Source organism: Arthrobacter sp. NPDC058288 (genome assembly GCF_042880995.1).
GTDB lineage: Bacteria > Actinomycetota > Actinomycetes > Actinomycetales > Micrococcaceae > Arthrobacter.
The window spans coordinates 947,118-967,019 of record NZ_JBHVYH010000001.1 but is presented as its reverse complement, the minus strand read 5'-3'; the positions used below and the strand labels follow the sequence as shown (position 1 = coordinate 967,019).

Here is a 19,902-nt window from a genome sequence, read left to right as displayed (position 1 = left end):
GGAGGAACTGTGGACGAGAACACCTGGACCGTCACCGGTCCGCAGACCATCGACGTCGACGGCGTCAGGTCGCTCAAACTGGGAATCATCCGCGGCCGCTTCGACGTGGTCACCCATGCCGAGGACGTCACGCGGATCGAGGTCTCCGAAATCCGCGGGGACCCGCTGACCGTCACCCTCGTTAATGGCCGGCTTGAAGTGCGTCACCAGCTGCACGGCGCCCAGGGCTGGTTCAGGAACCTCATGGACACGGTCAACAACAACAGCAACAACTCCGTGGTGATCAGCATCGCACTGCCGGCCGGAGTGGAAGTGGAAGCCGGAACCGTCAGTGGCGACGGCCTCGTCTCGGGGATCAGCGGTCACACCAAGCTGAACACGGTCTCCGGATCCGTCATCGCGGACAACACCGCCGGCGAGCTCCATGTCAATACAGTCAGCGGCGACGTTATCGCCCGGAACCACAACGGCGTCCTGACTGCCAAGAGCGTATCCGGCGAAGTCACGGCGTCCGGCAACTTCAGCAACATCCGTGCCAACACCGTCAGCGGCGACATGAGTTTCGACCTTCACGGGTTCACCCACGACTTCGGGGCCAATTCCGTTTCGGGTGACCTCACCGTCCGGTTGCCTCACGACGTCGGCGTGGACATTATCGCCAAATCCGCCAGCGGGGCTGTGGTCATCGATGACCAGCAATACATCGTGCCGGGCGGCAAAGTGCAGACCATCGCCGGGCCGGATGAGCAGCTCATGCTTGTCCGCACCAACTCCGTCTCCGGTAAGACCTTCATCATCCACAGTCAGCGGCCCGTGGACGCCGAAACGGAGGCCTAGATGCCTCCGGTCTTCGCCCACGGCGCACTGCGCCTCTATTTGCTCTCACTTCTGGAGTCCGGCCCCAAACACGGCTATGAGCTCATTAAAGCGCTCAGCGACCGCTTCGGCGGGACCTACTCCCCCAGCGCCGGAACCATCTATCCTCGGCTCGGCAAGCTGGAAGAAGAAGGGCTCGTGGCCACAGAGGCCGAAGGACGCCGCACCAACTACCGCATTACCGCCGCAGGGCTGGTGGAGCTCAACCGCCGCAGGGATGAACTCGCCGGGGTCGAGAATGACATTTCGGCCTCCGTGCGCCGGCTGGCGGACAATCTGCGGGAGGATATCCGGGTCAACATGCGCGGGCTCCGGGCCGATCTTGCCGCCACCGCCGAAGCGGCCAGGTCGTCCGCGCGTACCGCAGGGTTTACCGACCGCGGCACCCGGCACACCCCCGAAGGCGACCGCACACTGAAAGAGGCGGAAATGCTGATTCAGGCGTTCAGGGACGATCTTCGGGTGGAGCTTCGGGTCCAGGCCAGCGCGGCGCCCATCCGCGCCGTCACACTCGAAACGATCCGGACCGTCCTGGACCAGGCACGTATTTCGATTCGCAGTTCCCTGAAGGACGACAGTCACTAACCACCCCTGGTTCGCGGGCTGTCGCGTGATGTGGGAGACTTGAGGGCAGCTCTTTTGAGTACCAAGATTAAGGAGGCCAGCTATGAGCAAGCGTGCACGTAAACGTCGTGACCGTAAGCGTGGCGGCGCGAACCACGGGAAGCGCCCCAACACCTAAGCTACGGTTTGGATTATGAGCTTAAAGCGAAGGGCCCCGGAAACCACATGGTTTCCGGGGCCCTTCGCCGTCAATGCCCTAAACGCGCGGCTGGCCGGACGTCACGGGGAGGCTAAGCCTCGACAGTGCGGATCGCGTGGATCCGGTCCAGGATGGCACTCTTCAGGTTTTCGGGGGCGGCCTCGGTACAGGACCGCTTTACCACCTTGCGGATGACGCATTCGAGATCGTACTCCTCAAGGCACTCCGGGCAACCGTCCAGGTGATCCTTGATCTCGGCGATGTCGCTGTGTGTCAACGCACCGTCCAGGTACTCGTAAATACGTTGCATCCGGGCGTCGTCGCAATCGCCCAGTCCCTGGCAGTCGCTCATTTCCTGTTCTCCTGTTTTGTGCTTTCGGCCGCTGCGCCGGTTTCGGTTGCGGCTTTGAAACCCCGCTCTGCGGCGTAGTCCCCGAGCATGTCGCGCAGCATCTTGCGGCCGCGGTGAAGCCGGGACATCACAGTGCCGATGGGGGTGTTCATGATGTCTGAGATTTCCTTGTAGGCGAACCCTTCCACGTCAGCGAAATACACCGCCAGGCGGAACTCTTCCGGAATCGCCTGCAGTGCCCGCTTGACGTCTGAATCGGGAAGGTGGTCCAGTGCTTCCGCTTCGGCGGAGCGGAGCCCTGACGAGGTGTGCGATTCCGCCCGCGCCAGCTGCCAGTCCTCAATGGTGTCCGCGTTCGACTGCAGCGGCTCGCGCTGCCTCTTGCGGTAGAGATTGATATACGTGTTGGTGAGGATCCGGTAAAGCCACGCCTTGAGGTTGGTTCCGGGCTTGTACTGATGGAACGCCGAGAAAGCCTTTGTATACGCTTCCTGCACCAGATCCTCAGCATCGGCAGGATTCCGTGCCATCCTCATGGCAGCCGAATACAGCTGGTCGACGTACTGCATGGCGTCGCGTTCAAACCGCTGCCTGCGCTGCTCGGAGGTCTCGGAGACAACGTCGACCTCAGCCTCCGGCTCTGCAGCTTCCGGCCCGGCGTCGGGGCGTACCCCGCCGTCCCTGCTGTCCCCGGCTTGCGCCGGACGCTCGCTGATGGTCTTGGCGTCGTTTCCGGCAGCCTCATATATGGCCGCAACGGCCGGATCAATGGTGCTCATTGCCTTCAAGTCTACTGTGACGCGTCGCGAAGCTCCCGGCGGGCGTCCGCCGGGCTCGTCCCCGCGCCTGGAGAACTCCAGTGGCGCAAGGAGTTCCACGCTGTCCCTAACCAATGTCAAAGCTCCATCTCCGCTCTGTGTCCTTGTATCCGGCCCTACGTTGCTGTGTCGGACTCCTCGCTGCGGCCACCCGGACCGACGCACCTGACCGGACGCATACGGCGTTCGCCAGCGCCCGAGGGCGCGAGGAAGTACCTTCTCTGACCTACTAGGACCTGCTTTTCACAACCACGGCCGGCGGGCAAATATTCCGCAAAAGTGCAAGACTAGAACCGGTTCCCCCGCAGAAGTTCAGCGGCTCGTCCACCCAGGAGGAAATTCATGTCGTTTGTCCGTATTCTCGCCCGCCCCATGCTGGCCTCCAGTTTCGTTCTCGCTGGGCTGGACAAGCTAAAGAACGCGGATGACACTGCGACGCAGCTGTCCCCCCTGCTGCGGCGGGCAGCGGAATCCCTTCCCTTCGCCACGAACGAAAAGGTACTGGCCCGCGTCATCGGGGGCACCCAGGTGGGCGCAGGAGTGCTTTTCGCCCTCGGTAAGTCGGCACGGCTCGCTGCCTCGGTACTGGCGGTCATTTCAGCACTGAATGCCTTTGTCGAGTGGCGCAGCGCGGACATCACCAGCAAGGAAGGCCGCGACGCGCGGCGCACCCAGCTGCTGAAGAATGTCACTCTCACCGGCGGGGTGCTGCTCGCATCCGTCGACACCGCGGGCAAACCGAGCCTGGCCTGGCGGGCCGAGCACCTGGCAGCCGATGCCCGCAAGGGTGCCAGCCACCTGGCCGCTGATGCTCGGAAGACCACCACCAAGAAGCTCAAGAAGGCCGACAAGGCTGTCCGCAGGGCCGTGGACCACGCAGTGAAAGCATAGGAACGAATGACAGGCACCGCCCCCACCGAGCCAGCCACTTCAGGACCCGCGGCCGACGTGCCGCACTGGCCGGCGCCGTTCGCTGAAGCGCCGGTCGACGCCACGGTCACCGTCCCGGGCTCCAAGTCCCTCACTAACAGGTACCTGGTTCTTGCCGCCTTGGCTGATGGTCCTTCCCGCCTCCGTGCACCCCTGCATTCGCGCGACTCGGCCCTCATGATCCAGGCCCTTTGCCAACTGGGAGCCGGTATCAGGGAAGTCCCCGGCGACGGCTCGTTCGGGCCCGATCTTGAGGTCACTCCCCTTAGTCCGGACGCCGCGGCGTCCGATACAGAGATCGACTGCGGACTCGCCGGAACAGTAATGCGCTTTGTCCCGCCGGTGGCTGCGCTCCGCAGCGGCACGACAGTCTTCGACGGCGACCCGCACGCGCGCAAGCGGCCAATGGGCACCATCATCGAGGCACTGGCTGCCCTCGGCGTTGAGGTTCGCGCCACTGACGGGAACCGGCCGTCGGCTCTTCCCTTCGCAGTGGATGGCACGGGCGAGGTACGGGGCGGCCACCTGGTCATTGATGCGAGCGCCTCCTCGCAGTTCGTGTCGGCGCTACTCCTGGTGGGCGCGCGTTTCACCGAGGGCCTGCACCTTGAGCACGTGGGCAAGCCGGTCCCCAGCCTGGACCACATCAACATGACCGTCGCCGTCCTGAGGGAAGTTGGAGTGTCCGTCGACGATTCCGTCCCGAATCACTGGGTCGTCGCGCCGGGTCCCATCCGGGCCTTCGATCGCCGCATCGAGCAGGACCTGTCGAATGCCGGGCCGTTCCTCGCCGCCGCGCTGGCGACCCGGGGCACGGTCCGTATTCCCAACTGGCCCTCCCCCACCACGCAGGTGGGCGACCTTTGGCGCAGCATCCTGACTTCAATGGGCGCCACGGTCACGCTGGACGACGGCACACTCACCGTCACCGGCGGGCCCGAAATCACGGGTGCGGACTTTGCCGACACCAGCGAACTTGCACCGACAGTAGCCGCGCTGTGCGCCTTGGCCACGGGTCCGTCGCGGCTCACCGGCATTGCGCACCTCCGCGGCCACGAGACGGACCGGCTCGCCGCACTCGTCACGGAGATCAACCGCCTGGGCGGGGACGCCGAGGAAACCTCCGACGGCCTGGTGATCCGGCCCGCCCAACTCCACGGCGGCGTCGTACACAGCTACGCGGACCACCGAATGGCCACCGCCGGGGCAATCCTGGGCCTCGCCGTTCCCGGCGTGGAGGTGGAAGACATCGGCACCACGTCCAAGACGATGCCGGACTTTCCGCAACTGTGGGAAGCCATGCTGACACGACAGCCGGGCCGGCAGACGGAACAGGCCAGTGGGGCGTAGCACCGGTTCCTGGGACGAGTCCGATATCCGGATCCGACCCAACAAGAAGGGTTCGCGGCCCCGGACCAAGGACCGGCCCAGCTACGACGACGCCGTGACCGGCCGGATCATCACGGTGGACCGCGGGCGCTATACGGCCGTGGTGGGCGAGGACAGCGGGAACGAGCGCACGGTGATTGCCGCGCGCGCCCGCGAACTGCGCCGCTCACCCGTGGTGGCCGGAGACTTCGTGTCCCTGGTGGGCGATGTTTCGGGGGCGCCGGACACCCTGGCGCGGCTCGTGAAGATCCAGGACCGCCGCACGCTGCTGCGGCGCAGCGCCGATGACACGGATCCCATCGAACGGGCGGTAGTGGCGAACGCGGACCAGCTTGTAGTGGTGGTTGCCGCCGCCAATCCCGAGCCGCGCACAGGCTTTATTGACCGCGCACTGGTGGCGGCCTACGACGCCGGGATTGAGCCGTTGCTGCTGGTCACCAAGGCAGACGTCAAAGATCCCACGGAACTCCTGTCCAATTACCGGCACCTCGATTTTCCGGTGATCATCAGCCGGACTGCGGACGCCGCGGCCTCCGGAATCGATGCACGCTCCGATGACGGGCTGTCAGCCCGCCTGGACAGTGACGCCGTCTCGCAGCTGCGGGCCCACCTCGACGGCAAGGTCACCGTGATGCTCGGCCATTCCGGCGTGGGGAAGTCCACCATGGTCAATGCCCTGACGGGTGCCGAGCGGGCCACGGGAGGCGTCAACGCCGTCACCGGGAGGGGACGGCACACGTCGTCGTCCGCGCTTGCCCTGCGGATCAGTGACGCGCCCGCCGGTAGCTGGATCATAGACACGCCCGGCATCCGGTCTTTCGGCCTTGCCCACGTGGATCCGGACCGGATCCTGCGTTCGTTCCCCGATCTCGAACCCGGCACGGATGCCTGTGAACGCGGCTGCAAGCACGATGCCTCCGCCGTCAACTGCGGTGTGGACGCCTGGGTGGCCGAAGGACACGCTGGCCCGTCCGGCGCGGCGCGCCTGGCATCCCTTCGGCGGTTGCTCGGCACAGACCCCCGGATGGAAGCACAGGACGCCAAGGAACTCGGCATCGTTTCATGACATCCCGGCCCGCCGGCTGCAGAGACGGTAGTTTGGAACCATGACCCAACCCGCTTCGAGCTACAACGATGACCTGCGCCTCGCCCATGTCCTGGCCGACTCTGTTGACTCCCAGACCATGAGCCGCTTCAAGGCGCTGGATCTTCAGATTGAAACCAAACCGGATCTGACGCCGGTAACGGATGCTGACAAGGCAGCTGAAGAGTCCATCCGCGGCCAGCTCTCCCGTTCCCGTCCGCGAGATGCCGTCCTCGGCGAAGAGTTCGGCAGTTCGGGACATGGTTCCCGCCGCTGGATCATCGACCCGATCGACGGCACCAAGAACTTCGTCCGCGGCGTGCCGGTGTGGGCCACCCTGATCGCCCTCGTGGATGAAGGTGAGCCTGTGGTTGGACTGGTCAGCGCGCCGGCGCTGGGAAAACGCTGGTGGGCGGCGAAAGGTGCGGGCGCCTACATGGGACGGTCGCTTGCTGCCGCCACCCGGCTCAAGGTCTCCAACGTGTCCAAGCTGTCGGACGCCTCCCTCTCCTACTCGAGCCTCAGCGGCTGGAAGGAACGGGGCAACCTGGACGAATTCCTGGGTCTCACTGAGGAAGTCTGGCGGACCCGCGCCTACGGTGACTTCTGGTCCTACTGCATGGTGGCCGAGGGGTCCGTGGACATCGCCTGCGAGCCTGAACTGAACCTCTATGACATGGCGGCTTTGGTGCCGATTGTCACCGAAGCCGGCGGACGCTTCACCTCGTTGGAAGGAGTGGACGGCCCCTTCGGCGGAAACGCCCTGGCCACCAATTCGATTCTTCATTCCGAGGTCCTCAAGCGGCTGAACCCGGAACTCGACGACCTCCTCTGACGCGCGACCCGGCCCGCTGCCAAGCGGTTTCGGCGCGGGTTTGTCCACCGGAGGCATATCAACCGGGGACCGAATAAACGACGGCGGATTACCCCCTCGGGGGGTGTCCGCCGTCGTTATATTCGGCGCAATCCCCCTTCTGCCGACGCGCGTAACAAAGGGCTTAATAATTGCCGCGACTTTCCCGCGGCCCGGTGAATGTCCTAATCTCGAAACAGGTCACGAGTGCCAGCGCTAAACCCCGGTTTGCTGGCCGGCAACCCTCCATTCGCGGTGGGGTGCCCCGGGTGACGACCAGGCCGGTCCGGAACGGACCCGGCAAGCGCGGATCCCCGGAGTGCGGGGTCCCTTCACAGTGAGGTCCCCATGACTACTGCCACTTTCCCCGCAAATGCCGCAACCTCTTCCGCTACAGGCCTTCTGGACCCGCGGTTCACCGTCGCCCAGCGCCCCCTCTCAGCCGTTACCGGCGCGGAGATCCAGGCTCCGCTGATCCAGGGCGGCCACGTCCGCTACGCGAACCTGGACTACGGCGCATCGGCCCCGGCGCTGTCCGTTGTCTCCGCCTACCTCAACGAGATCCTGCCGTACTACGCCAGCGTGCACCGCGGCGCCGGCTATGCCTCGCAGATCAGCACGTCGGTGTATGAAAATGCCCGGGACATCGTCCGCGGGTTCGTGGGCGGCAGGTCGGACGATTCCGTCATCTTCACCCGGAACACCACGGACTCACTGAACCTGCTGGCCGGGTGCCTGCCGGTGGCCGACGGCCGACACACCGGCGAGGTGCTGTACCTCGACATCGAACACCACGCCAACCTGCTCCCCTGGCAGGGAGTGCCGCACCGGAGTGTTGTTGCCGCCCCCACGCTCACCGCCACCCTGGAGAATCTTCGTTCCGAGCTCCAGCAGGGTGACATCAGCCTGCTGGCCGTCACGGGCGCCTCCAACGTCACCGGCGAGATCCTTCCCATCCGCGAACTGGCCGCACTGGCCCACGAACACGGCGCCAGGATCGTTGTGGACGCGGCGCAGCTGGCCCCGCACCGCCGCATCGACATCGCCGCGGACGACGTCGACTACCTCGCCTTCTCAGGCCACAAGCTGTACGCGCCGTTTGGCAGCGGCGTCCTCGTGGGCCGGCCGGACTGGCTCGACGCCGGGACGCCCCACCTCGCAGGCGGCGGAGCCGTGCGTGAGGCCCGGCTGGACTCCGTCAGCTGGACTACAGGGCCGGCACGGCATGAAGGCGGCTCACCGAACGTCCTTGGGGCCGCCACCCTGGCCCGGGCCACCCAGGTCATCGGCGCCTTGGACCAGGACCTGTGGCACGCCCACGAGACGGCCATCCGGTCCTTCCTCGTCGAGGGACTGCGGAAGATCGACGGCGTCACTGTCCACCAGATCTTCAGCGACACCGACCACGCCACGGACACCATCGGTGTGGTCAACTTCTCCGTCGCTGGCTACGACGCCGGCCTTGTGGCAGCCTACCTCTCCGCGGAGCACGGCGTAGGCCTGCGCGACGGCCGCTTCTGCGCCCACCCCCTGCTGAAGCGGCTGGGACTGCCGTCCGGCTCGCTGCGGGCAAGCTTCGGCGTCGGTTCCCGGTTGGAGGACGCCCAGCGCCTACTCGCAGGCATCGAGGAACTCCGCAGGACCGGCCTCGGCTGGGACTACGTTGTGGACTCGGGCCGCTGGGTGCCGGCCAACGACACCCGCAGCTACCCGGACTGGGCACCCAACACCCCCGGCACTGCCGGGGCGGCACCCTGCACTGAGGACTGAAGACTGACGTCGCGGCGCGTGCGGTAAATTCGAGGGGTAAGAATTCCAGCCTGCCCGAAGGAGACTGCACGTGGCACGGGGAGGCCCCAAACTGCACCACCAGCGCCGGTACGAGCTCGGCCGGAGTTTCCAGGACGGCGGCGAACACTATGACCGGGTCCGTCCCGGCTATCCCGCCGGTTCCGTAGAGTGGCTGCTCCGAAGCGTTGGCGGGACAGCCGGCGCGTCCGACGCCGCTGACATCGGGGCCGGGACGGGAAAGTACACCGCGATGCTGGTACAGCGCGGCCTGGCTGTCACCGCAGTGGATCCCTCACCGGACATGCTCGCCCAGCTGCGGCTGGCGCTTCCCGGCGTTCCCGCTTCCGTGGGCACCGCGGAGGCCACGGGCCTTCCCGACGCAGCGTTCGACGTCGTGACCGTTGCGCAGGCATGGCATTGGTGTGATCCCCGCCTGGCCAGCACCGAGCTGTCCCGCATTCTTCGCCCGGGCGGAGTGCTGGGGCTGATTTGGAACCAACTGGACACATCCGTGCCGTGGGTCCACCGGCTTTCCCGGATCATGCATGCGGGCGACGTGCACAAGCCGGATTTCCGTCCCGCGATCGGGCCGGAGTTCGCCGGTCTTGAGAGCCATCTGACGCGCTGGGAAGACCCCGTGACCACTAAGGACATCGTCGAACTGGCTAAGTCGCGCAGCTACTACCTCGCCGCCGGAGAAAGCATCCGGGCCAAAGTCCGCGCCAACCTTGACTGGTACCTCCACGAGCACCTGACATACTCCGCCGAGGACATTATCGGACTCCCCTACCTGACCCAGACGTGGCGGGCGTTCAAGGCATGAGTCCCGTAACCAAAGCGGTAGGCTTGAACTCGTGAAGACCGGCGCCCCCTCCTCCTCGATAGAGGACTACGTCAAGGTCATCTACTCCTTCACGGAGTGGCAGGACAAGCCCATCACCTCCTCGCAGCTGGCACTCCGGCTCGGCGTCGCCAATTCCTCGGTTTCGGAAATGGTCCGCAAACTCAAGGACCAGGGCCTCGTTGACCACAAGCCCTACAGCGCCATCACGCTCACGTCCGACGGAGTCCGGCTTGCGCTCTCCATGGTGAGGCGGCACCGCCTCATTGAGACGTACCTCGTCCAGGAGCTCGGCTACAGCTGGGACGAAGTCCACGACGAAGCCGAACTGCTGGAGCACGCCGTGTCGGATACCTTCATCGAGCGGATGGCCGGCAAGCTCGGCAATCCCCTGCGCGACCCGCATGGTGATCCCATCCCGGCGGCCGACGGCACCGTCCACATGCCGCACGCCCACCGGATGAGCGAACTCGACGAGGGACACAAAGGCCGGATCACCCGGATCAGCGACGACAATCCCGAGCTCCTGCGCTACCTTTCCTCGCAGGAAATCGATCTGGACGCCGACATCGAAGTGCTGGGCCGGAAACCGTTTGGCGGAGCGCTCGTGGTCAGGATCGGCTCCGCAGGCGCAGACCGCGAATTCGACCTCGCCGACGAGGTCTCGTCAGCGCTATGGGTCTACAGCGAATCCCGCCACGCCGGATGCCGGCTGGCGGATGCCTGAAGGGGCGCTGCCAGAATGAGTGCCGCCAGTAACCCGGGCTGGCGGGCGTGGGCGGCGGTGGCAGTCGGGGCGCTGGCGGGCACAGAGCTCCGCTACGGCCTGGGTTTCCTCTTTCCCGACGCGGCGGGGGCGATCCCGTGGACCACTTTGTCCATCAACGTCTGCGGAAGCTTTATCCTCGCCTCCCTCACCACCCTGTGGATTGCGCGCCCCAGGACCGCATTCTGGCTCAGAGCCGGGATTGGTCCTGGGCTGCTGGGATCGTTCACCACCTTCTCGGCCGTGGTGTTCTCCGTCGACCAGCAGGCACGGTCCGGACAGCACGTGACCTGGCTGATCTATCTGGCACTTTCCCTGGTCCTGGGGCTTGCTGCGGCCGCTGCAGGCTGGAAAGCCGGCAAGGCCCTGAGCGACCGGACGGGTGGAGCCTCATGACGGCGCTTTTGGTGGGCGTCTTCGGCGTTGCGGGGGGACTGCTCAGGTTTGCCATCGACACCTGGTTCGCGCACCGTGCCGGGACCCGACGGCACTGGCCCTGGGCAACCCTGGTGGTCAACGTCACCGGTTCACTGGTCATCGGCCTGTCCGTGGGCGTTACCGGCCGGCTCGGGCTCGGCGAGGAATGGCATGCGGCGATCGCCACCGGACTGGCCGGCGGGCTTACCACGTTCAGTTCCTGGACCACCGCCACCATCCGGCTTGTCAGTGAGGTGCGTTACCTCGCTGCGGCCCTGAACGTGGCCGTCAATCTCGTGGCCGGGCTCTCCGCCGCAGCCCTGGGAATCGCCCTGGCCGGCTGACAGCCTGTGCAGAGCCGTCCGTGCGTGCTGGAGTCCCGCAGTCGTGAATCCGATGCGGCCCGGCGTCCCGTATCGTTAAACGATGGTTACGCGACGTGAAGCAGCTCAGATCCTCGATATTCCCCTGGAAATGGCGCACCGTCACGGTATTCCCTCCCGGCTGACGGACGCTGAACTGTCTGAACTCCTGGACCATCCACCGGCCTGGCTCATCCAGTCAAGGGCAAACCGGACCGGTAAGCGGCCTGTCTGGGTCCAGCTGACGTGCGCCGTGTGCGGTTTCTCGGAGGCCGCCCGCCCCAAGAAATGGTGGCCGCCGTTCACCTACGTCTGCTGCTCCCATCACGCACCGGGCGACCTGCCAGCGGTGCTTCCGGGGCTCGTCCGCAGCGAATACGAGGGAATCGGCAGCCGGTTCGTCGGCATCGTTGACGTTGAAGTGCCCGTTTCCTAGGCCAGTTTCATTCGTGGCAAAACAGGCGTACCTTACAAGCACGGGGCCTATTCAAGGCCCCGAAGTAAGGGAGGGCGACATGCCTGACAAATCGCCGCACCGGCAGGTCACCAAGAAATCGGACAAGACCATCAAGCAAAAGAGGGCCGACAAGAAGTCCAAGCATGAGCTGGACGCCCACGTGGACCCCGTGGCGCACATCAAGAAGCGCTGAACCCGGGGCCACCGCCGGCCGTTGGGAGAATGCAGGAACGGTGCAGAAAACAAAAGGCCGGAAGCTTTCGCTTCCGGCCTTTTGCACGGGGTGGAACTGCGTTGCCGCGGTCCCGATGGTGGAGATGGGGGGAATTGAAAACCCGTCTAGCCATATTTCTGCACATCTGTTTGGGCTGTAATCCCCGGAAACAAGCGGAAGTTGTGTAGTCCCATTCAGTTCTATTCAGTCCCGTGTTGGCGTAGCCAACAACATTGGCTCCCGGTTTAGACCCAAAAAAGGCCCCATCCTCAGACTTCGCGGATGGGGCCTTTTTTGCGTTGCGTTCAGAGTTCCGGGAGTTCAATTTCGAGTGCCTTGCTTATGGCTTCCACGTCGTTGAGGGTGAACGGCACCTCATCCCGTAACCGCTTGCCAAGATAGTTGCGAGACAAGCCGGCCGCGACAGCCAGGGCCGAAGTGGTCACACCCCCAGCGTCCATGACCGAACGCACGTGCGCCGAAAAGGCGCGTGCGAACGGGCCGGGCTCCGGCTGTTTACCACTGGGCATGCTCATGATGCTATCCGTCCGTAGATCGCCACGACTCCAGCGGCGCACGTGCGACCCATATGGGTCTAACCTGCGTCGATACCAAGCTACTCCTGGACGGCTTCAGAAGGTAGGGGTTACCCGCCAGTAGTGACCCATATGGGGCATAATAAGACGCGGGGGAAGGGCGCTTCGCAAGCGGGGCGCGGGCTGTCGGCCAGTTGGTTTATAGTCTTCATTATTCGAATATATGTTCTAACCGGGGGTACTACTTGAAGCACGAAAACTCTATCCACACCGAGTCGATGACGGTCCGCGAACTGGGCGACATGGCTGCCGATCGTGGAGTGAGCGCTTCTAGCCTTCTGTCTGAATGCGAGCCTCAGAGCGTTGCATCAGGACCTGCGGAGTAACCCCCAGGGCTTCGGCGATCTTGAAGAAAACGGGCATCGGGATGCTGCGCTTGACCTGCATGTAGCGGTTCAGGGTGGCGCGTTCGACACCTACCAGCTCGGCCAGGTCTTTCTGGTCCATGTCGCGCTCTGCCAGTTCGATCTTGATCTGCTTGGCAAGTGCTGCTTCCAGGCGTTCACCGTATGTGTCCATACGCACTAATTTAACGGCTTTTGGTCACTTGTACAACATTTCCGACAACTCGGTTGTTCAATCGGTGTACTCATTCCCCATTTGGGGACTACTTGGAACATGCCGTGTCGTGTACTTGCAATTGTCCGAACGGACACTTATGGTCTTCCTATGAACACTTCACCAACGCAAACGGACAACGCCCCGGATGCCGAAATCGCAGACAAGATCATGAACACACTGATCGTCCGGGGCACCAACCAGAAGGAACTTGCAAGGGGTGTTGGCATCAGTTACACCACCCTTCGCAGGAGTCTTCACCAGGAACGCCACGACCGACGAAGCCTCACCATCCAAGAGCTCGGCAAGATCGCACACGCACTGAACGTCCCACCCTCCGCACTCCTCCCGGACGCACTCACCCGGAGCTCGGTGTAACCATGAGTGTCCAAGTATTCCGCACCCCGGAACAGGTAGCCCCGGAACTCGGGATGCGCCCCACGGAACTCCGCCGGTACGTCAGGGAGTCCGGGATCTGCACCCGGCTCAGCAAGAACCGCATCATGTTGCACGACGACGACGTAACCCGCCTCGTCACTTGGGTCCGCGAGCGCAACGCTCCCACCCCCGAAGAAGTAGAGCAAGACCCCTTCGCCTAAACGGCGACCTCGCCCACTCGGGCACCACTCCCCTGCATCATCTCTTGACCTCACCCTTGGGTTCGTCCCTCGGAGAAAGGGGCATTTGTCATGCCCGAAATCACCTTGGCCGGCTGGGAAAACAAGATCCGTTCCTACGCCGAGCGCAACACGATAAGCCTCGACCGAGCAACTGTCCGGCGGGCGGCTAAGACGATCAACCGGAACTTCGAGACGTCGAACGCTTTGACGCTGACGGGCGACGAGCTGATCGCCCGCGTTCTTCAGCACTCGGACCCAACCGGGGAAGAAGCCGTAAAGAACGTCATGCACGAACGCAACCAAGCAGCGGCGGCACGGAGGCTGGCCGCATGAACGCCCGGGACGAACTCCAGCTGACCATCTACCAATCGAACCGGCTCAACACCCAGATCGACCTGCAGGATGATCGCCGTCTTCAAGGCGCGCAGCTTGCATGGGCGGGATACTCAGCAGCCGCAGTCCGGGCCGCCGGCTACCGGAAGCCTAAAGTCCTCGGCTACATCGTGGTGGACCGCAGCGGCGTAATGGTTGGCAATCAGCAGAAGCACCGAGAGTCCGCCCAGGCTTTCGCCGAAGAGTGGACCGCAGACTGCAGGACCGCCGGAATCGACTGGGAATACCGAGTAGCTGAGATTACGGAGTCGGCATGAACGACCGAACGATTGTCCGCGCTTGTCGTGCCGGCGCTAAGACGGTCCGGATCCGGGAACGCAAGGTGACGGTCTGCAATAAGTGCCGGACCACGCATTTCCGTCGTGGCCGCTACGAACTAACCTGCCCGCCCGAGAAGGCCGGCTACTTCACCCCGGAGGAGATCGCCACGTTCGTCGCCGAAGCCCGCGAGCAGCGACTCGCTGAGGACCTCGCCGCGTACGAAGCAAGGAAGGCGTCATGAAGGCTGCAGCACTGGAAGACAACGACTGGCCAGAGGATGCGGTGTCAACCATCGTCGCGTTGTCTTTGCGGCAGTCGATTGTCACGGCAGACGACTTGTCCCGTGAGATGCCGAAGCCGCCACATCCAAACATGGCGGGCGCCGCGTTCGCTGCCGCCCGCACGCTCGGCTTCATCGAGGCCGTTGGCTATCAGATCTCCATAAATAAGTCCCGCAAGCACGGCGTGATCCGCACATGGCGCCGCCGCATCAACAAAGGAGTTGGGCAATGAACAACGCAGCATTCTTCCTCTGCCTCGTCCTGGCTTTCGGTTTCGCCGTGGCCATCCCGTGGGCGCGCCGCGCTGACCGCGCCGACGAGTACCACCTGATGCACGGGCCCGCGTCCGGCTGCTTGGAGTGTGAGGACAAGTGAGCAACCTGATCTTGCCGATCGGCCATGTATTCGTTGGCGTGGCCGGGCATGACGACGACAACGAGTGCATACACCGCGAAGACGGCACGGACGCAACCTACTGCAGCGAGACTGCGGAGGATCACGATCCCCGGGAAGTGATCTACTGCCCGGTCCAGACCCGCGCCGCCCGGATGTACGAGGATCCGGAGCCGGCCGAGTACTGCGAGAACGAAGTTGAAGACGAGGGCGCTCTTTGCCCCGAACACGAAGATGACGACCGCGCCGATGAGGCGTATGACGCTTGGAAGGATTCCCGCGATGAAGACTGAAGATGAAGTCGCAACGTTCCCCCTCCGGAACATCAACGCCGCCCGCCGTCGTGTGGCTGTGGCACGGGAACGGGCTGCCCGGTTCGCCACGGACGAGAACCTGGCCGCCGTCAAAGAGTTGGAAGCCGGACTCAAGCGGATGGAGGGGGCGGCATGAGCGGGCGGGACGAGTTGGCACGCGACATTGACGACGTTCTCTACACGGACAGCTTCTACGGTGACATGTTCCGCAATGGGCAGAGTCGAGAAACGCTGATCGACGCAATCCTCGCCGCCGGTTACCGCAAGCCGCGCACCATCACCACCGCCGAGGAACTGGACGCGCTGCAGCTCCCGGCGATCATCGACAGCCCGAACGGCGGCGTCGCCAAGGTCGAATACTATGCTGGCCCCGGTCGTCAGAAGTACGTGGAGTTCTTGTTCTGTGATGACGCTGGAGGGGACGAGACGTACAGCCCCAAGTTCTTCGCCACATTCGGCCTGCCGGTCGTAGTCCTCAAGGAGGGCGCACTGTGACCGCGGCCGAACTTAACGCTGAGGCCGCGACCATCGCCGCCGAGATCACCCTCGTGCAGGGCGTCACGGCACAGCAACGGCTCCGCGGACTCACGGGCGCGTTCGACTACCACGCACCACTACCCGAAACGGTACGGCGCAGTTGGGAACCCGCTGCGAGACGGTACAGGGAACTAGGCGAAAGCGAGAAGGAAGCATGAGCAGTAAGACGGTAGTGCCTGAGGAAGCCGTAGTGGCGCTGGCGAACGAACTTCACGACCGCGAGGGATACATGACATCACTGGCGGGCGGGCCGGAGTATAGGAAGGCGTACTACGTCGAAGTGGCCCGTCAAGCCCTCGAAGCTGCCGCCCCGCTCATCGCGGCCATAGCACTGGCTCCTGTCATCGAGTCGGAAGCGCGGGCATGGCGGGCACTTGATCGGCTCTACGACATAACGCCGGAGAACTACAACCTGGGCGATGGGAAGGAAGCGGCTGTCGCAAGGGCAATCGCCCACCTAATCAGCTTCCGTGCCCGCGCCGCAGCTGTGTGGACCGAGCGATGAGCCAGCGCATCCCGGACTACGAAGCCCTACGCGCTTTGCAAGCCCGCAACCAGGAAGCCGACCGCATCGGACCCGAACCCGTTAGGCGCGACAGAGAGGAAGGCGACGATGCTCGGGAGATTGCGTACAACGACTGGGCCGCGGTTGACGAATATGAGGACCCTAATGAGTGAGCAGGTAGGTACGGGCTCCACATTCTGGAACCGACGCACCAACCGCGAACCGGGATGCACATGCCCGCCAGCTAGGTACAACCCGATCCACCCGAAACCAACCGACCCGGACTGCGAACAGCACGGAACCAACCAACGGACCTGAGCGGGTCCATTTTTTATGCCCAGATTGGGGACACATGAGCTTGCAAATATTCAAGGACCTAGAGCAGGGATCACCCGAGTGGCTGGCGGAACGATGCGGGATCGTGACCGCATCCGTCGTCGGCCTACTCGTGACTTCCCGCCAGCCGTCAGCGATAGAAACCGACTGCCCGGAATGTGGCGCAGCATCGGGCGACCCCTGCACCGGGAAGCGATCACCCGGCCCGCTGAAGACACTCCACCCGGCACGTGCCGCAGCGGCACGCGAACTGGACAAGGTGATCACCGTGGACCACACCAGTGACACGGCACGCGGCCTCGTGCTGACTCTCGCGGCCGAACGGATCACCGGCCACGTCGAACCGGTGCCGACATCACGGGCCATGGAGCGCGGCACCCTGGACGAGCCGTACGCGAGAGACGCCTACTCCGAACACCACGCACCCGTCGCCGAGCTCGGGTTCATGGTCCGGCACTTCGAGGGCTTCAAGATCGGGTACTCACCGGACGGGCTCGTTGGTGACGACGGGCTGATCGAGATCAAGAGCCGGGCCCAAAAGATCCAGCTCAAAACAGTCCTCGCCAATGAGGTGCCGGCCGAGAACATGGCGCAACTCCAAACCGGGCTGCTTGTCTCCGGCCGGTCATGGATCGACTACACCAGCTACTCCGGAGGCATGAAGCTTTGGACGAAACGGGTCTACCCAAACCCTGAATGGCGGGCAGCGATCATCGCGGCCGCGGCCTGGCTTGAGAAGGAAGCCACCGAAATGGTGAGCACCTACCTCGCCACCACAGCCGACATGCCCATGACTGAGCGCGTAGACCACTACCTCGAACTGGAGTTGAAGCTTTGAAAATCACAGCCGAGCCACGCTCAGACCAATGGAACGCGGACGACTTCACCGGAGGTCCCCGCACATTCACAGTCGCCGGAGTGAAGGACGGCGCGGCCGAGCAGAAATACGACATCGAGCTCGTCGAGGGCGAAGGCCGCGCCTGGCGTCCACCGCTGGGAATGCTGCGCGTCCTAATGGTCCTATGGGGCGACGAAGCGGACGTATGGATCGGCCGGCGCGTGACGCTATTCAAGGATGCGACGGTCAGGTTCGGCAAGGATGTCCCGGGCGGGATCCGGATCTCCCACATGTCGCATATTGGCAACAAGCCTGTGCATGTGCCTATCACGGTGGCCCGTGGACAGCGCCGGACATTCACAGTCCAGCCGCTCCCCGACGCCGCGCCAACGAGCTCCGAACCAGCCGCGCCCGTCATCAACGACAAGGTCAAGGCGGACACCGCCAAGGCCATCGCCGAGGGCACCGTAACCAGCTACCTCGAATGGCTCACCGGCCAGAACGCGCCCGAATACGTCATCGACTACGTCAACACCACCGCAAAGGAAACCACTCAGTGACCAAGATCGTTCGACTCACCTCCACCAACTACAAGCGCATCGTCGCCGCGGAGATCACCCCGGACCCGGACGGCAACCTCGTCATCGTCGCCGGGAAGAACGGGCAGGGCAAGACCTCCGTACTCGACAGCATCACCGCGGCACTCGGCGGCGTGAACGCCAAGACCACCCCGAAGCCAATCCGTGACGGTGAGGAGCGCGCCGAGATCGTCCTCGAAACAGAAGAGCTCATTGTCACCCGCCGCTTCACCGCATCCGGATCCACTCTCACGGTCAAGTCCCACGACGGCGCCGTGTACCCCAAGGGCCAGGCCAAGCTGGACGACCTCCTCGGCAAGCTCTCCCTCGACCCGCTCGCGTTCACCCAGCTGTCCGACCGTGACCAGCTCGCCACCCTGCTGGATCTCGTGGAGCTGCCGTTCGACCTCAACAAGCTGGCGGCCGAGCGCAAGGACATCGTCGAACGCCGGGCCGATGTCGGAAGACAGGGCAAGGCCATCGGTGAGGTGACGGCGGATGAGTCGCTGCCCACCGAGGAAACCAGCGCGTCGGAAATCATAGCCAAGATCCGGCAACTTGAAGCCAACGCCCGCGCCCGTGCCGAGTGGGCCAACGGCGTCAGCCTTGCCGAGGACAAGGTCAGCGCCATCCGTGAGCAGATCAAGGAGCTCACCGCAGAACTCGCAAACTGGGAATCCACGCTCAAAACCCGCCGCGACGGTCAATCCGTCCTCCCTCCCGCCCATGACACCGCGCCGCTTGAAGCTCAGCTTGCATCAGTAGAAGACAGCAACGCCGCGATCCGCGCCAACAACGAAGCGTTGAGTAAGGTCGCCCGACAGGCCGCACTCCGCGCCGACTACAAGACACTCAGCGAGCAGATCGATGCCCTCGACAAGCAGAAGGCGGACGGGCTCGCCGCGGCCACCTTCCCGGGCGGCCTCCCGCTCGGCTTTGACGAAACGGGCGTGCTACTCAACGGCATCCCGTTCCGCCAGGCATCCGGCGCCGAACAGCTCAGGGCGTCCCTGGCCATGGCCATCGCACTCAACCCCAAGCTGCGCGTTATCCGCATCGCCGACGGATCCCTCCTCGACTCCGACAACCTCGCCCTCGTTGAAGCAGTCGCCCGCGAAAACGACTTCCAAGTCTGGATCGAAATGGTAGGCGACGGCGACGGCCGCGGAATCATCATCGAAGACGGGCAGGTGGCCTGAACATGGCGAACGACCAGCCCATCTACCTCGCCGGCAAGCTGACCGAAGACCCGCAACTCCGCTTCACGCCGTCCGGTTCGGCCGTCGCAAACTTCACCATCGCATTCAACCCGCGCCGATTCGACCGGAACACCAACGAATGGGTGAACGGTGAGGCCACATTCTGGCGCTGCGAAGCATGGAACCAAGGCAAACTCACCCGGGCCGAGAACATCTGCAACCTTCTGAAGAAGGGCGACTCGGTCATTGCCCAAGGGGTCATCGAAACCAAGAAATGGCAGGACAAAGAGGGGAACAACCGATCGGCCCTGCAGGTGAACATCCAGTCCATCGGCAAGGACCTCACCTTCCACGGCCAGGCATACGCCGCCAACGAACAGCCCATCTCATCCGGAGCCAACTGGGGCGGCAACCAGCCCGCACCGCAGGAAGACCCATGGGCCCAGCCGCCAGCGCAGAACAACAACGGCTGGGGCAACGGCCCCGTCAACGAACCACCCTTCTAGCCCCACCGCAACCCCGAGCCGCGCACACCGCGGCTTTTTTATGCCCGCGGCGCCCGGTCACTCCCCCGGCCGGG

General features: G+C 64.1%; 35 protein-coding genes and 1 riboswitch. Of the genes, 31 read left to right on the top strand and 4 right to left on the bottom strand.

The genetic code is table 11. The annotated features are described in order from the left end of the window. The first annotated feature begins 9 nt into the window (after window positions 1–9). The 3 genes from ACFVWT_RS04660 to ACFVWT_RS04650 all read left to right on the top strand — a co-directional run bounded on the left by ACFVWT_RS04660 (window position 10) and on the right by ACFVWT_RS04650 (window position 1,618). Window positions 10–837, top strand: a complete 828-nt coding sequence (locus ACFVWT_RS04660; RefSeq protein ID WP_390245678.1) for a DUF4097 domain-containing protein — start codon at window positions 10–12, stop codon at window positions 835–837. Continuing rightward, entirely contained in the window at window positions 838–1,461 is a 624-nt protein-coding gene (locus ACFVWT_RS04655) for a PadR family transcriptional regulator (protein WP_390245676.1), read from the top strand. 82 nt (window positions 1,462–1,543) lie between these two features. After that, a complete protein-coding gene (locus tag ACFVWT_RS04650; protein ID WP_369299106.1) occupies window positions 1,544–1,618 on the top strand; it encodes a 50S ribosomal protein bL37 in 75 nt (24 codons plus the stop codon). A gap of 112 nt (window positions 1,619–1,730) precedes the next feature. Here the strand turns inward: ACFVWT_RS04650 and rsrA are convergent, their stop codons facing one another. Next, window positions 1,731–1,991, bottom strand: coding sequence for a mycothiol system anti-sigma-R factor (gene rsrA, locus ACFVWT_RS04645; protein WP_390245674.1), 261 nt, complete (start codon window positions 1,989–1,991; stop codon window positions 1,731–1,733). Further along, window positions 1,988–2,770, bottom strand: coding sequence for a sigma-70 family RNA polymerase sigma factor (locus tag ACFVWT_RS04640; protein ID WP_390245672.1), 783 nt, complete (start codon window positions 2,768–2,770; stop codon window positions 1,988–1,990). The genes rsrA and ACFVWT_RS04640 overlap by 4 nt, the downstream gene beginning before the upstream one ends. Before the next feature lie 381 nt (window positions 2,771–3,151). Here ACFVWT_RS04640 and ACFVWT_RS04635 point away from each other — a divergent pair, with 381 nt between their 5' ends. The 11 genes from ACFVWT_RS04635 (at window position 3,152) to ACFVWT_RS04585 (ending at window position 11,892) form a co-directional block, all read left to right on the top strand. After that, window positions 3,152–3,700: a DoxX family protein gene (locus ACFVWT_RS04635; protein WP_390245670.1), complete on the top strand. Its 549-nt coding sequence runs from the start codon at window positions 3,152–3,154 to the stop codon at window positions 3,698–3,700. Window positions 3,701–3,706: 6 nt separating this feature from the next. Beyond that, window positions 3,707–5,089, top strand: a complete 1,383-nt coding sequence (gene aroA / locus ACFVWT_RS04630; RefSeq protein ID WP_390245668.1) for a 3-phosphoshikimate 1-carboxyvinyltransferase — start codon at window positions 3,707–3,709, stop codon at window positions 5,087–5,089. Beyond that, window positions 5,079–6,194 (top strand): ribosome small subunit-dependent GTPase A, encoded by a 1,116-nt coding sequence (locus ACFVWT_RS04625; RefSeq protein WP_390245666.1) that lies wholly within the window; start codon window positions 5,079–5,081, stop codon window positions 6,192–6,194. The genes aroA and ACFVWT_RS04625 overlap by 11 nt, the downstream gene beginning before the upstream one ends. Before the next feature lie 40 nt (window positions 6,195–6,234). Then, window positions 6,235–7,047: a histidinol-phosphatase gene (hisN, locus tag ACFVWT_RS04620; protein ID WP_390245664.1), complete on the top strand. Its 813-nt coding sequence runs from the start codon at window positions 6,235–6,237 to the stop codon at window positions 7,045–7,047. A 217-nt stretch (window positions 7,048–7,264) separates the two neighbouring features. Further along, window positions 7,265–7,378: riboswitch (SAM riboswitch) on the top strand. 35 nt (window positions 7,379–7,413) lie between these two features. After that, window positions 7,414–8,835, top strand: a complete 1,422-nt coding sequence (locus tag ACFVWT_RS04615; RefSeq protein ID WP_390245662.1) for an aminotransferase class V-fold PLP-dependent enzyme — start codon at window positions 7,414–7,416, stop codon at window positions 8,833–8,835. 70 nt (window positions 8,836–8,905) lie between these two features. Next, on the top strand, window positions 8,906–9,679 hold the full coding sequence (locus ACFVWT_RS04610) for a class I SAM-dependent methyltransferase (RefSeq protein ID WP_390245660.1): 774 nt from the start codon (window positions 8,906–8,908) through the stop codon (window positions 9,677–9,679). Window positions 9,680–9,710: 31 nt separating this feature from the next. Beyond that, on the top strand, window positions 9,711–10,424 hold the full coding sequence (locus tag ACFVWT_RS04605) for a metal-dependent transcriptional regulator (RefSeq protein WP_390245659.1): 714 nt from the start codon (window positions 9,711–9,713) through the stop codon (window positions 10,422–10,424). A gap of 15 nt (window positions 10,425–10,439) precedes the next feature. After that, window positions 10,440–10,859, top strand: coding sequence for a fluoride efflux transporter FluC (locus tag ACFVWT_RS04600; RefSeq protein WP_390245657.1), 420 nt, complete (start codon window positions 10,440–10,442; stop codon window positions 10,857–10,859). Then, window positions 10,856–11,224: a fluoride efflux transporter FluC gene (locus ACFVWT_RS04595; protein ID WP_390245655.1), complete on the top strand. Its 369-nt coding sequence runs from the start codon at window positions 10,856–10,858 to the stop codon at window positions 11,222–11,224. Before ACFVWT_RS04600 ends, ACFVWT_RS04595 begins: the two co-directional genes overlap by 4 nt. Window positions 11,225–11,306: 82 nt before the next feature. Beyond that, window positions 11,307–11,678, top strand: a complete 372-nt coding sequence (locus ACFVWT_RS04590; protein ID WP_390245653.1) for a hypothetical protein — start codon at window positions 11,307–11,309, stop codon at window positions 11,676–11,678. Between the two features lie 79 nt (window positions 11,679–11,757). Next, window positions 11,758–11,892 (top strand): hypothetical protein, encoded by a 135-nt coding sequence (locus ACFVWT_RS04585; protein ID WP_340532621.1) that lies wholly within the window; start codon window positions 11,758–11,760, stop codon window positions 11,890–11,892. Between the two features lie 326 nt (window positions 11,893–12,218). Here the strand turns inward: ACFVWT_RS04585 and ACFVWT_RS04580 are convergent, their stop codons facing one another. Together ACFVWT_RS04580 and ACFVWT_RS04575 are read right to left on the bottom strand one after the other, a co-directional pair. Then, a complete protein-coding gene (locus ACFVWT_RS04580; RefSeq protein WP_390245650.1) occupies window positions 12,219–12,443 on the bottom strand; it encodes a helix-turn-helix domain-containing protein in 225 nt (74 codons plus the stop codon). Window positions 12,444–12,779: 336 nt separating this feature from the next. Next, window positions 12,780–13,028: a helix-turn-helix domain-containing protein gene (locus tag ACFVWT_RS04575; RefSeq protein ID WP_390245648.1), complete on the bottom strand. Its 249-nt coding sequence runs from the start codon at window positions 13,026–13,028 to the stop codon at window positions 12,780–12,782. 150 nt (window positions 13,029–13,178) lie between these two features. On the opposite strand from ACFVWT_RS04575, the gene ACFVWT_RS04570 reads away from it, so the two are divergent. The 17 genes from ACFVWT_RS04570 to ssb all read left to right on the top strand — a co-directional run bounded on the left by ACFVWT_RS04570 (window position 13,179) and on the right by ssb (window position 19,828). Continuing rightward, the gene (locus tag ACFVWT_RS04570; protein ID WP_390245646.1) at window positions 13,179–13,445 is read left to right on the top strand and encodes a helix-turn-helix domain-containing protein; all 267 of its coding nucleotides are present in this window, start codon (window positions 13,179–13,181) and stop codon (window positions 13,443–13,445) included. Window positions 13,446–13,447: 2 nt separating this feature from the next. Then, complete coding sequence (locus ACFVWT_RS04565) at window positions 13,448–13,666, top strand: hypothetical protein (protein WP_390245644.1); 219 nt, start codon at window positions 13,448–13,450, stop codon at window positions 13,664–13,666. A gap of 90 nt (window positions 13,667–13,756) precedes the next feature. Beyond that, complete coding sequence (locus ACFVWT_RS04560; protein WP_390245642.1) at window positions 13,757–14,020, top strand: hypothetical protein; 264 nt, start codon at window positions 13,757–13,759, stop codon at window positions 14,018–14,020. Then, the gene (locus ACFVWT_RS04555; protein WP_390245640.1) at window positions 14,017–14,337 is read left to right on the top strand and encodes a hypothetical protein; all 321 of its coding nucleotides are present in this window, start codon (window positions 14,017–14,019) and stop codon (window positions 14,335–14,337) included. The genes ACFVWT_RS04560 and ACFVWT_RS04555 overlap by 4 nt, the downstream gene beginning before the upstream one ends. Continuing rightward, window positions 14,334–14,582, top strand: coding sequence for a hypothetical protein (locus tag ACFVWT_RS04550; RefSeq protein WP_390245638.1), 249 nt, complete (start codon window positions 14,334–14,336; stop codon window positions 14,580–14,582). Before ACFVWT_RS04555 ends, ACFVWT_RS04550 begins: the two co-directional genes overlap by 4 nt. After that, window positions 14,579–14,854, top strand: coding sequence for a hypothetical protein (locus ACFVWT_RS04545; RefSeq protein WP_390245636.1), 276 nt, complete (start codon window positions 14,579–14,581; stop codon window positions 14,852–14,854). The genes ACFVWT_RS04550 and ACFVWT_RS04545 overlap by 4 nt, the downstream gene beginning before the upstream one ends. Further along, complete coding sequence (locus ACFVWT_RS04540; RefSeq protein ID WP_390245634.1) at window positions 14,851–14,997, top strand: hypothetical protein; 147 nt, start codon at window positions 14,851–14,853, stop codon at window positions 14,995–14,997. Before ACFVWT_RS04545 ends, ACFVWT_RS04540 begins: the two co-directional genes overlap by 4 nt. After that, a complete protein-coding gene (locus tag ACFVWT_RS04535) occupies window positions 14,994–15,308 on the top strand; it encodes a hypothetical protein (protein WP_390245632.1) in 315 nt (104 codons plus the stop codon). Before ACFVWT_RS04540 ends, ACFVWT_RS04535 begins: the two co-directional genes overlap by 4 nt. Continuing rightward, the gene (locus ACFVWT_RS04530; protein ID WP_390245630.1) at window positions 15,298–15,465 is read left to right on the top strand and encodes a hypothetical protein; all 168 of its coding nucleotides are present in this window, start codon (window positions 15,298–15,300) and stop codon (window positions 15,463–15,465) included. The genes ACFVWT_RS04535 and ACFVWT_RS04530 overlap by 11 nt, the downstream gene beginning before the upstream one ends. Then, the gene (locus ACFVWT_RS04525) at window positions 15,462–15,824 is read left to right on the top strand and encodes a hypothetical protein (protein ID WP_390245629.1); all 363 of its coding nucleotides are present in this window, start codon (window positions 15,462–15,464) and stop codon (window positions 15,822–15,824) included. Before ACFVWT_RS04530 ends, ACFVWT_RS04525 begins: the two co-directional genes overlap by 4 nt. Continuing rightward, window positions 15,821–16,024 carry a hypothetical protein gene (locus tag ACFVWT_RS04520; protein WP_390245627.1) on the top strand — a complete coding sequence of 68 codons (204 nt, stop codon included), beginning with the start codon at window positions 15,821–15,823 and terminating at the stop codon, window positions 16,022–16,024. The genes ACFVWT_RS04525 and ACFVWT_RS04520 overlap by 4 nt, the downstream gene beginning before the upstream one ends. Beyond that, complete coding sequence (locus ACFVWT_RS04515; protein ID WP_390245625.1) at window positions 16,021–16,371, top strand: hypothetical protein; 351 nt, start codon at window positions 16,021–16,023, stop codon at window positions 16,369–16,371. The genes ACFVWT_RS04520 and ACFVWT_RS04515 overlap by 4 nt, the downstream gene beginning before the upstream one ends. Next, on the top strand, window positions 16,368–16,544 hold the full coding sequence (locus tag ACFVWT_RS04510; RefSeq protein ID WP_390245623.1) for a hypothetical protein: 177 nt from the start codon (window positions 16,368–16,370) through the stop codon (window positions 16,542–16,544). The genes ACFVWT_RS04515 and ACFVWT_RS04510 overlap by 4 nt, the downstream gene beginning before the upstream one ends. Before the next feature lie 179 nt (window positions 16,545–16,723). Then, the gene (locus ACFVWT_RS04505) at window positions 16,724–17,545 is read left to right on the top strand and encodes a YqaJ viral recombinase family protein (RefSeq protein WP_390245621.1); all 822 of its coding nucleotides are present in this window, start codon (window positions 16,724–16,726) and stop codon (window positions 17,543–17,545) included. After that, window positions 17,542–18,105 (top strand): hypothetical protein, encoded by a 564-nt coding sequence (locus ACFVWT_RS04500; RefSeq protein ID WP_390245619.1) that lies wholly within the window; start codon window positions 17,542–17,544, stop codon window positions 18,103–18,105. The genes ACFVWT_RS04505 and ACFVWT_RS04500 overlap by 4 nt, the downstream gene beginning before the upstream one ends. Next, the gene (locus ACFVWT_RS04495; RefSeq protein ID WP_390245617.1) at window positions 18,102–19,322 is read left to right on the top strand and encodes an AAA family ATPase; all 1,221 of its coding nucleotides are present in this window, start codon (window positions 18,102–18,104) and stop codon (window positions 19,320–19,322) included. Before ACFVWT_RS04500 ends, ACFVWT_RS04495 begins: the two co-directional genes overlap by 4 nt. Window positions 19,323–19,324: 2 nt before the next feature. Then, window positions 19,325–19,828: a single-stranded DNA-binding protein gene (ssb, locus tag ACFVWT_RS04490; RefSeq protein WP_390245615.1), complete on the top strand. Its 504-nt coding sequence runs from the start codon at window positions 19,325–19,327 to the stop codon at window positions 19,826–19,828. Window positions 19,829–19,902: the final 74 nt, after the last annotated feature.

What these genes read in the sequence shown, in the direction of transcription:
- ACFVWT_RS04615 (WP_390245662.1), top strand. Translation starts at nt 7,414, where the DNA reads ATGACTACTGCCACTTTCCCCGCAAATGCCGCAACCTCTTCCGCTACA.
- ACFVWT_RS04640 (WP_390245672.1), bottom strand. Translation starts at nt 2,770, where the DNA reads ATGAGCACCATTGATCCGGCCGTTGCGGCCATATATGAGGCTGCCGGA.
- ACFVWT_RS04580 (WP_390245650.1), bottom strand. Translation starts at nt 12,443, where the DNA reads ATGCCCAGTGGTAAACAGCCGGAGCCCGGCCCGTTCGCACGCGCCTTT.
- ACFVWT_RS04525 (WP_390245629.1), top strand. Translation starts at nt 15,462, where the DNA reads ATGAGCGGGCGGGACGAGTTGGCACGCGACATTGACGACGTTCTCTAC.
- ACFVWT_RS04565 (WP_390245644.1), top strand. Translation starts at nt 13,448, where the DNA reads ATGAGTGTCCAAGTATTCCGCACCCCGGAACAGGTAGCCCCGGAACTC.
- ACFVWT_RS04595 (WP_390245655.1), top strand. Translation starts at nt 10,856, where the DNA reads ATGACGGCGCTTTTGGTGGGCGTCTTCGGCGTTGCGGGGGGACTGCTC.
- ACFVWT_RS04510 (WP_390245623.1), top strand. Translation starts at nt 16,368, where the DNA reads ATGAGCCAGCGCATCCCGGACTACGAAGCCCTACGCGCTTTGCAAGCC.
- ssb (WP_390245615.1), top strand. Translation starts at nt 19,325, where the DNA reads ATGGCGAACGACCAGCCCATCTACCTCGCCGGCAAGCTGACCGAAGAC.
- ACFVWT_RS04545 (WP_390245636.1), top strand. Translation starts at nt 14,579, where the DNA reads ATGAAGGCTGCAGCACTGGAAGACAACGACTGGCCAGAGGATGCGGTG.
- ACFVWT_RS04575 (WP_390245648.1), bottom strand. Translation starts at nt 13,028, where the DNA reads ATGGACACATACGGTGAACGCCTGGAAGCAGCACTTGCCAAGCAGATC.
- rsrA (WP_390245674.1), bottom strand. Translation starts at nt 1,991, where the DNA reads ATGAGCGACTGCCAGGGACTGGGCGATTGCGACGACGCCCGGATGCAA.
- ACFVWT_RS04530 (WP_390245630.1), top strand. Translation starts at nt 15,298, where the DNA reads ATGAAGACTGAAGATGAAGTCGCAACGTTCCCCCTCCGGAACATCAAC.
- ACFVWT_RS04540 (WP_390245634.1), top strand. Translation starts at nt 14,851, where the DNA reads ATGAACAACGCAGCATTCTTCCTCTGCCTCGTCCTGGCTTTCGGTTTC.
- ACFVWT_RS04550 (WP_390245638.1), top strand. Translation starts at nt 14,334, where the DNA reads ATGAACGACCGAACGATTGTCCGCGCTTGTCGTGCCGGCGCTAAGACG.
- ACFVWT_RS04635 (WP_390245670.1), top strand. Translation starts at nt 3,152, where the DNA reads ATGTCGTTTGTCCGTATTCTCGCCCGCCCCATGCTGGCCTCCAGTTTC.
- ACFVWT_RS04585 (WP_340532621.1), top strand. Translation starts at nt 11,758, where the DNA reads ATGCCTGACAAATCGCCGCACCGGCAGGTCACCAAGAAATCGGACAAG.
- hisN (WP_390245664.1), top strand. Translation starts at nt 6,235, where the DNA reads ATGACCCAACCCGCTTCGAGCTACAACGATGACCTGCGCCTCGCCCAT.
- ACFVWT_RS04655 (WP_390245676.1), top strand. Translation starts at nt 838, where the DNA reads ATGCCTCCGGTCTTCGCCCACGGCGCACTGCGCCTCTATTTGCTCTCA.
- ACFVWT_RS04555 (WP_390245640.1), top strand. Translation starts at nt 14,017, where the DNA reads ATGAACGCCCGGGACGAACTCCAGCTGACCATCTACCAATCGAACCGG.
- ACFVWT_RS04505 (WP_390245621.1), top strand. Translation starts at nt 16,724, where the DNA reads ATGAGCTTGCAAATATTCAAGGACCTAGAGCAGGGATCACCCGAGTGG.
- ACFVWT_RS04560 (WP_390245642.1), top strand. Translation starts at nt 13,757, where the DNA reads ATGCCCGAAATCACCTTGGCCGGCTGGGAAAACAAGATCCGTTCCTAC.
- ACFVWT_RS04515 (WP_390245625.1), top strand. Translation starts at nt 16,021, where the DNA reads ATGAGCAGTAAGACGGTAGTGCCTGAGGAAGCCGTAGTGGCGCTGGCG.
- aroA (WP_390245668.1), top strand. Translation starts at nt 3,707, where the DNA reads ATGACAGGCACCGCCCCCACCGAGCCAGCCACTTCAGGACCCGCGGCC.
- ACFVWT_RS04590 (WP_390245653.1), top strand. Translation starts at nt 11,307, where the DNA reads ATGGTTACGCGACGTGAAGCAGCTCAGATCCTCGATATTCCCCTGGAA.
- ACFVWT_RS04600 (WP_390245657.1), top strand. Translation starts at nt 10,440, where the DNA reads ATGAGTGCCGCCAGTAACCCGGGCTGGCGGGCGTGGGCGGCGGTGGCA.
- ACFVWT_RS04570 (WP_390245646.1), top strand. Translation starts at nt 13,179, where the DNA reads ATGAACACTTCACCAACGCAAACGGACAACGCCCCGGATGCCGAAATC.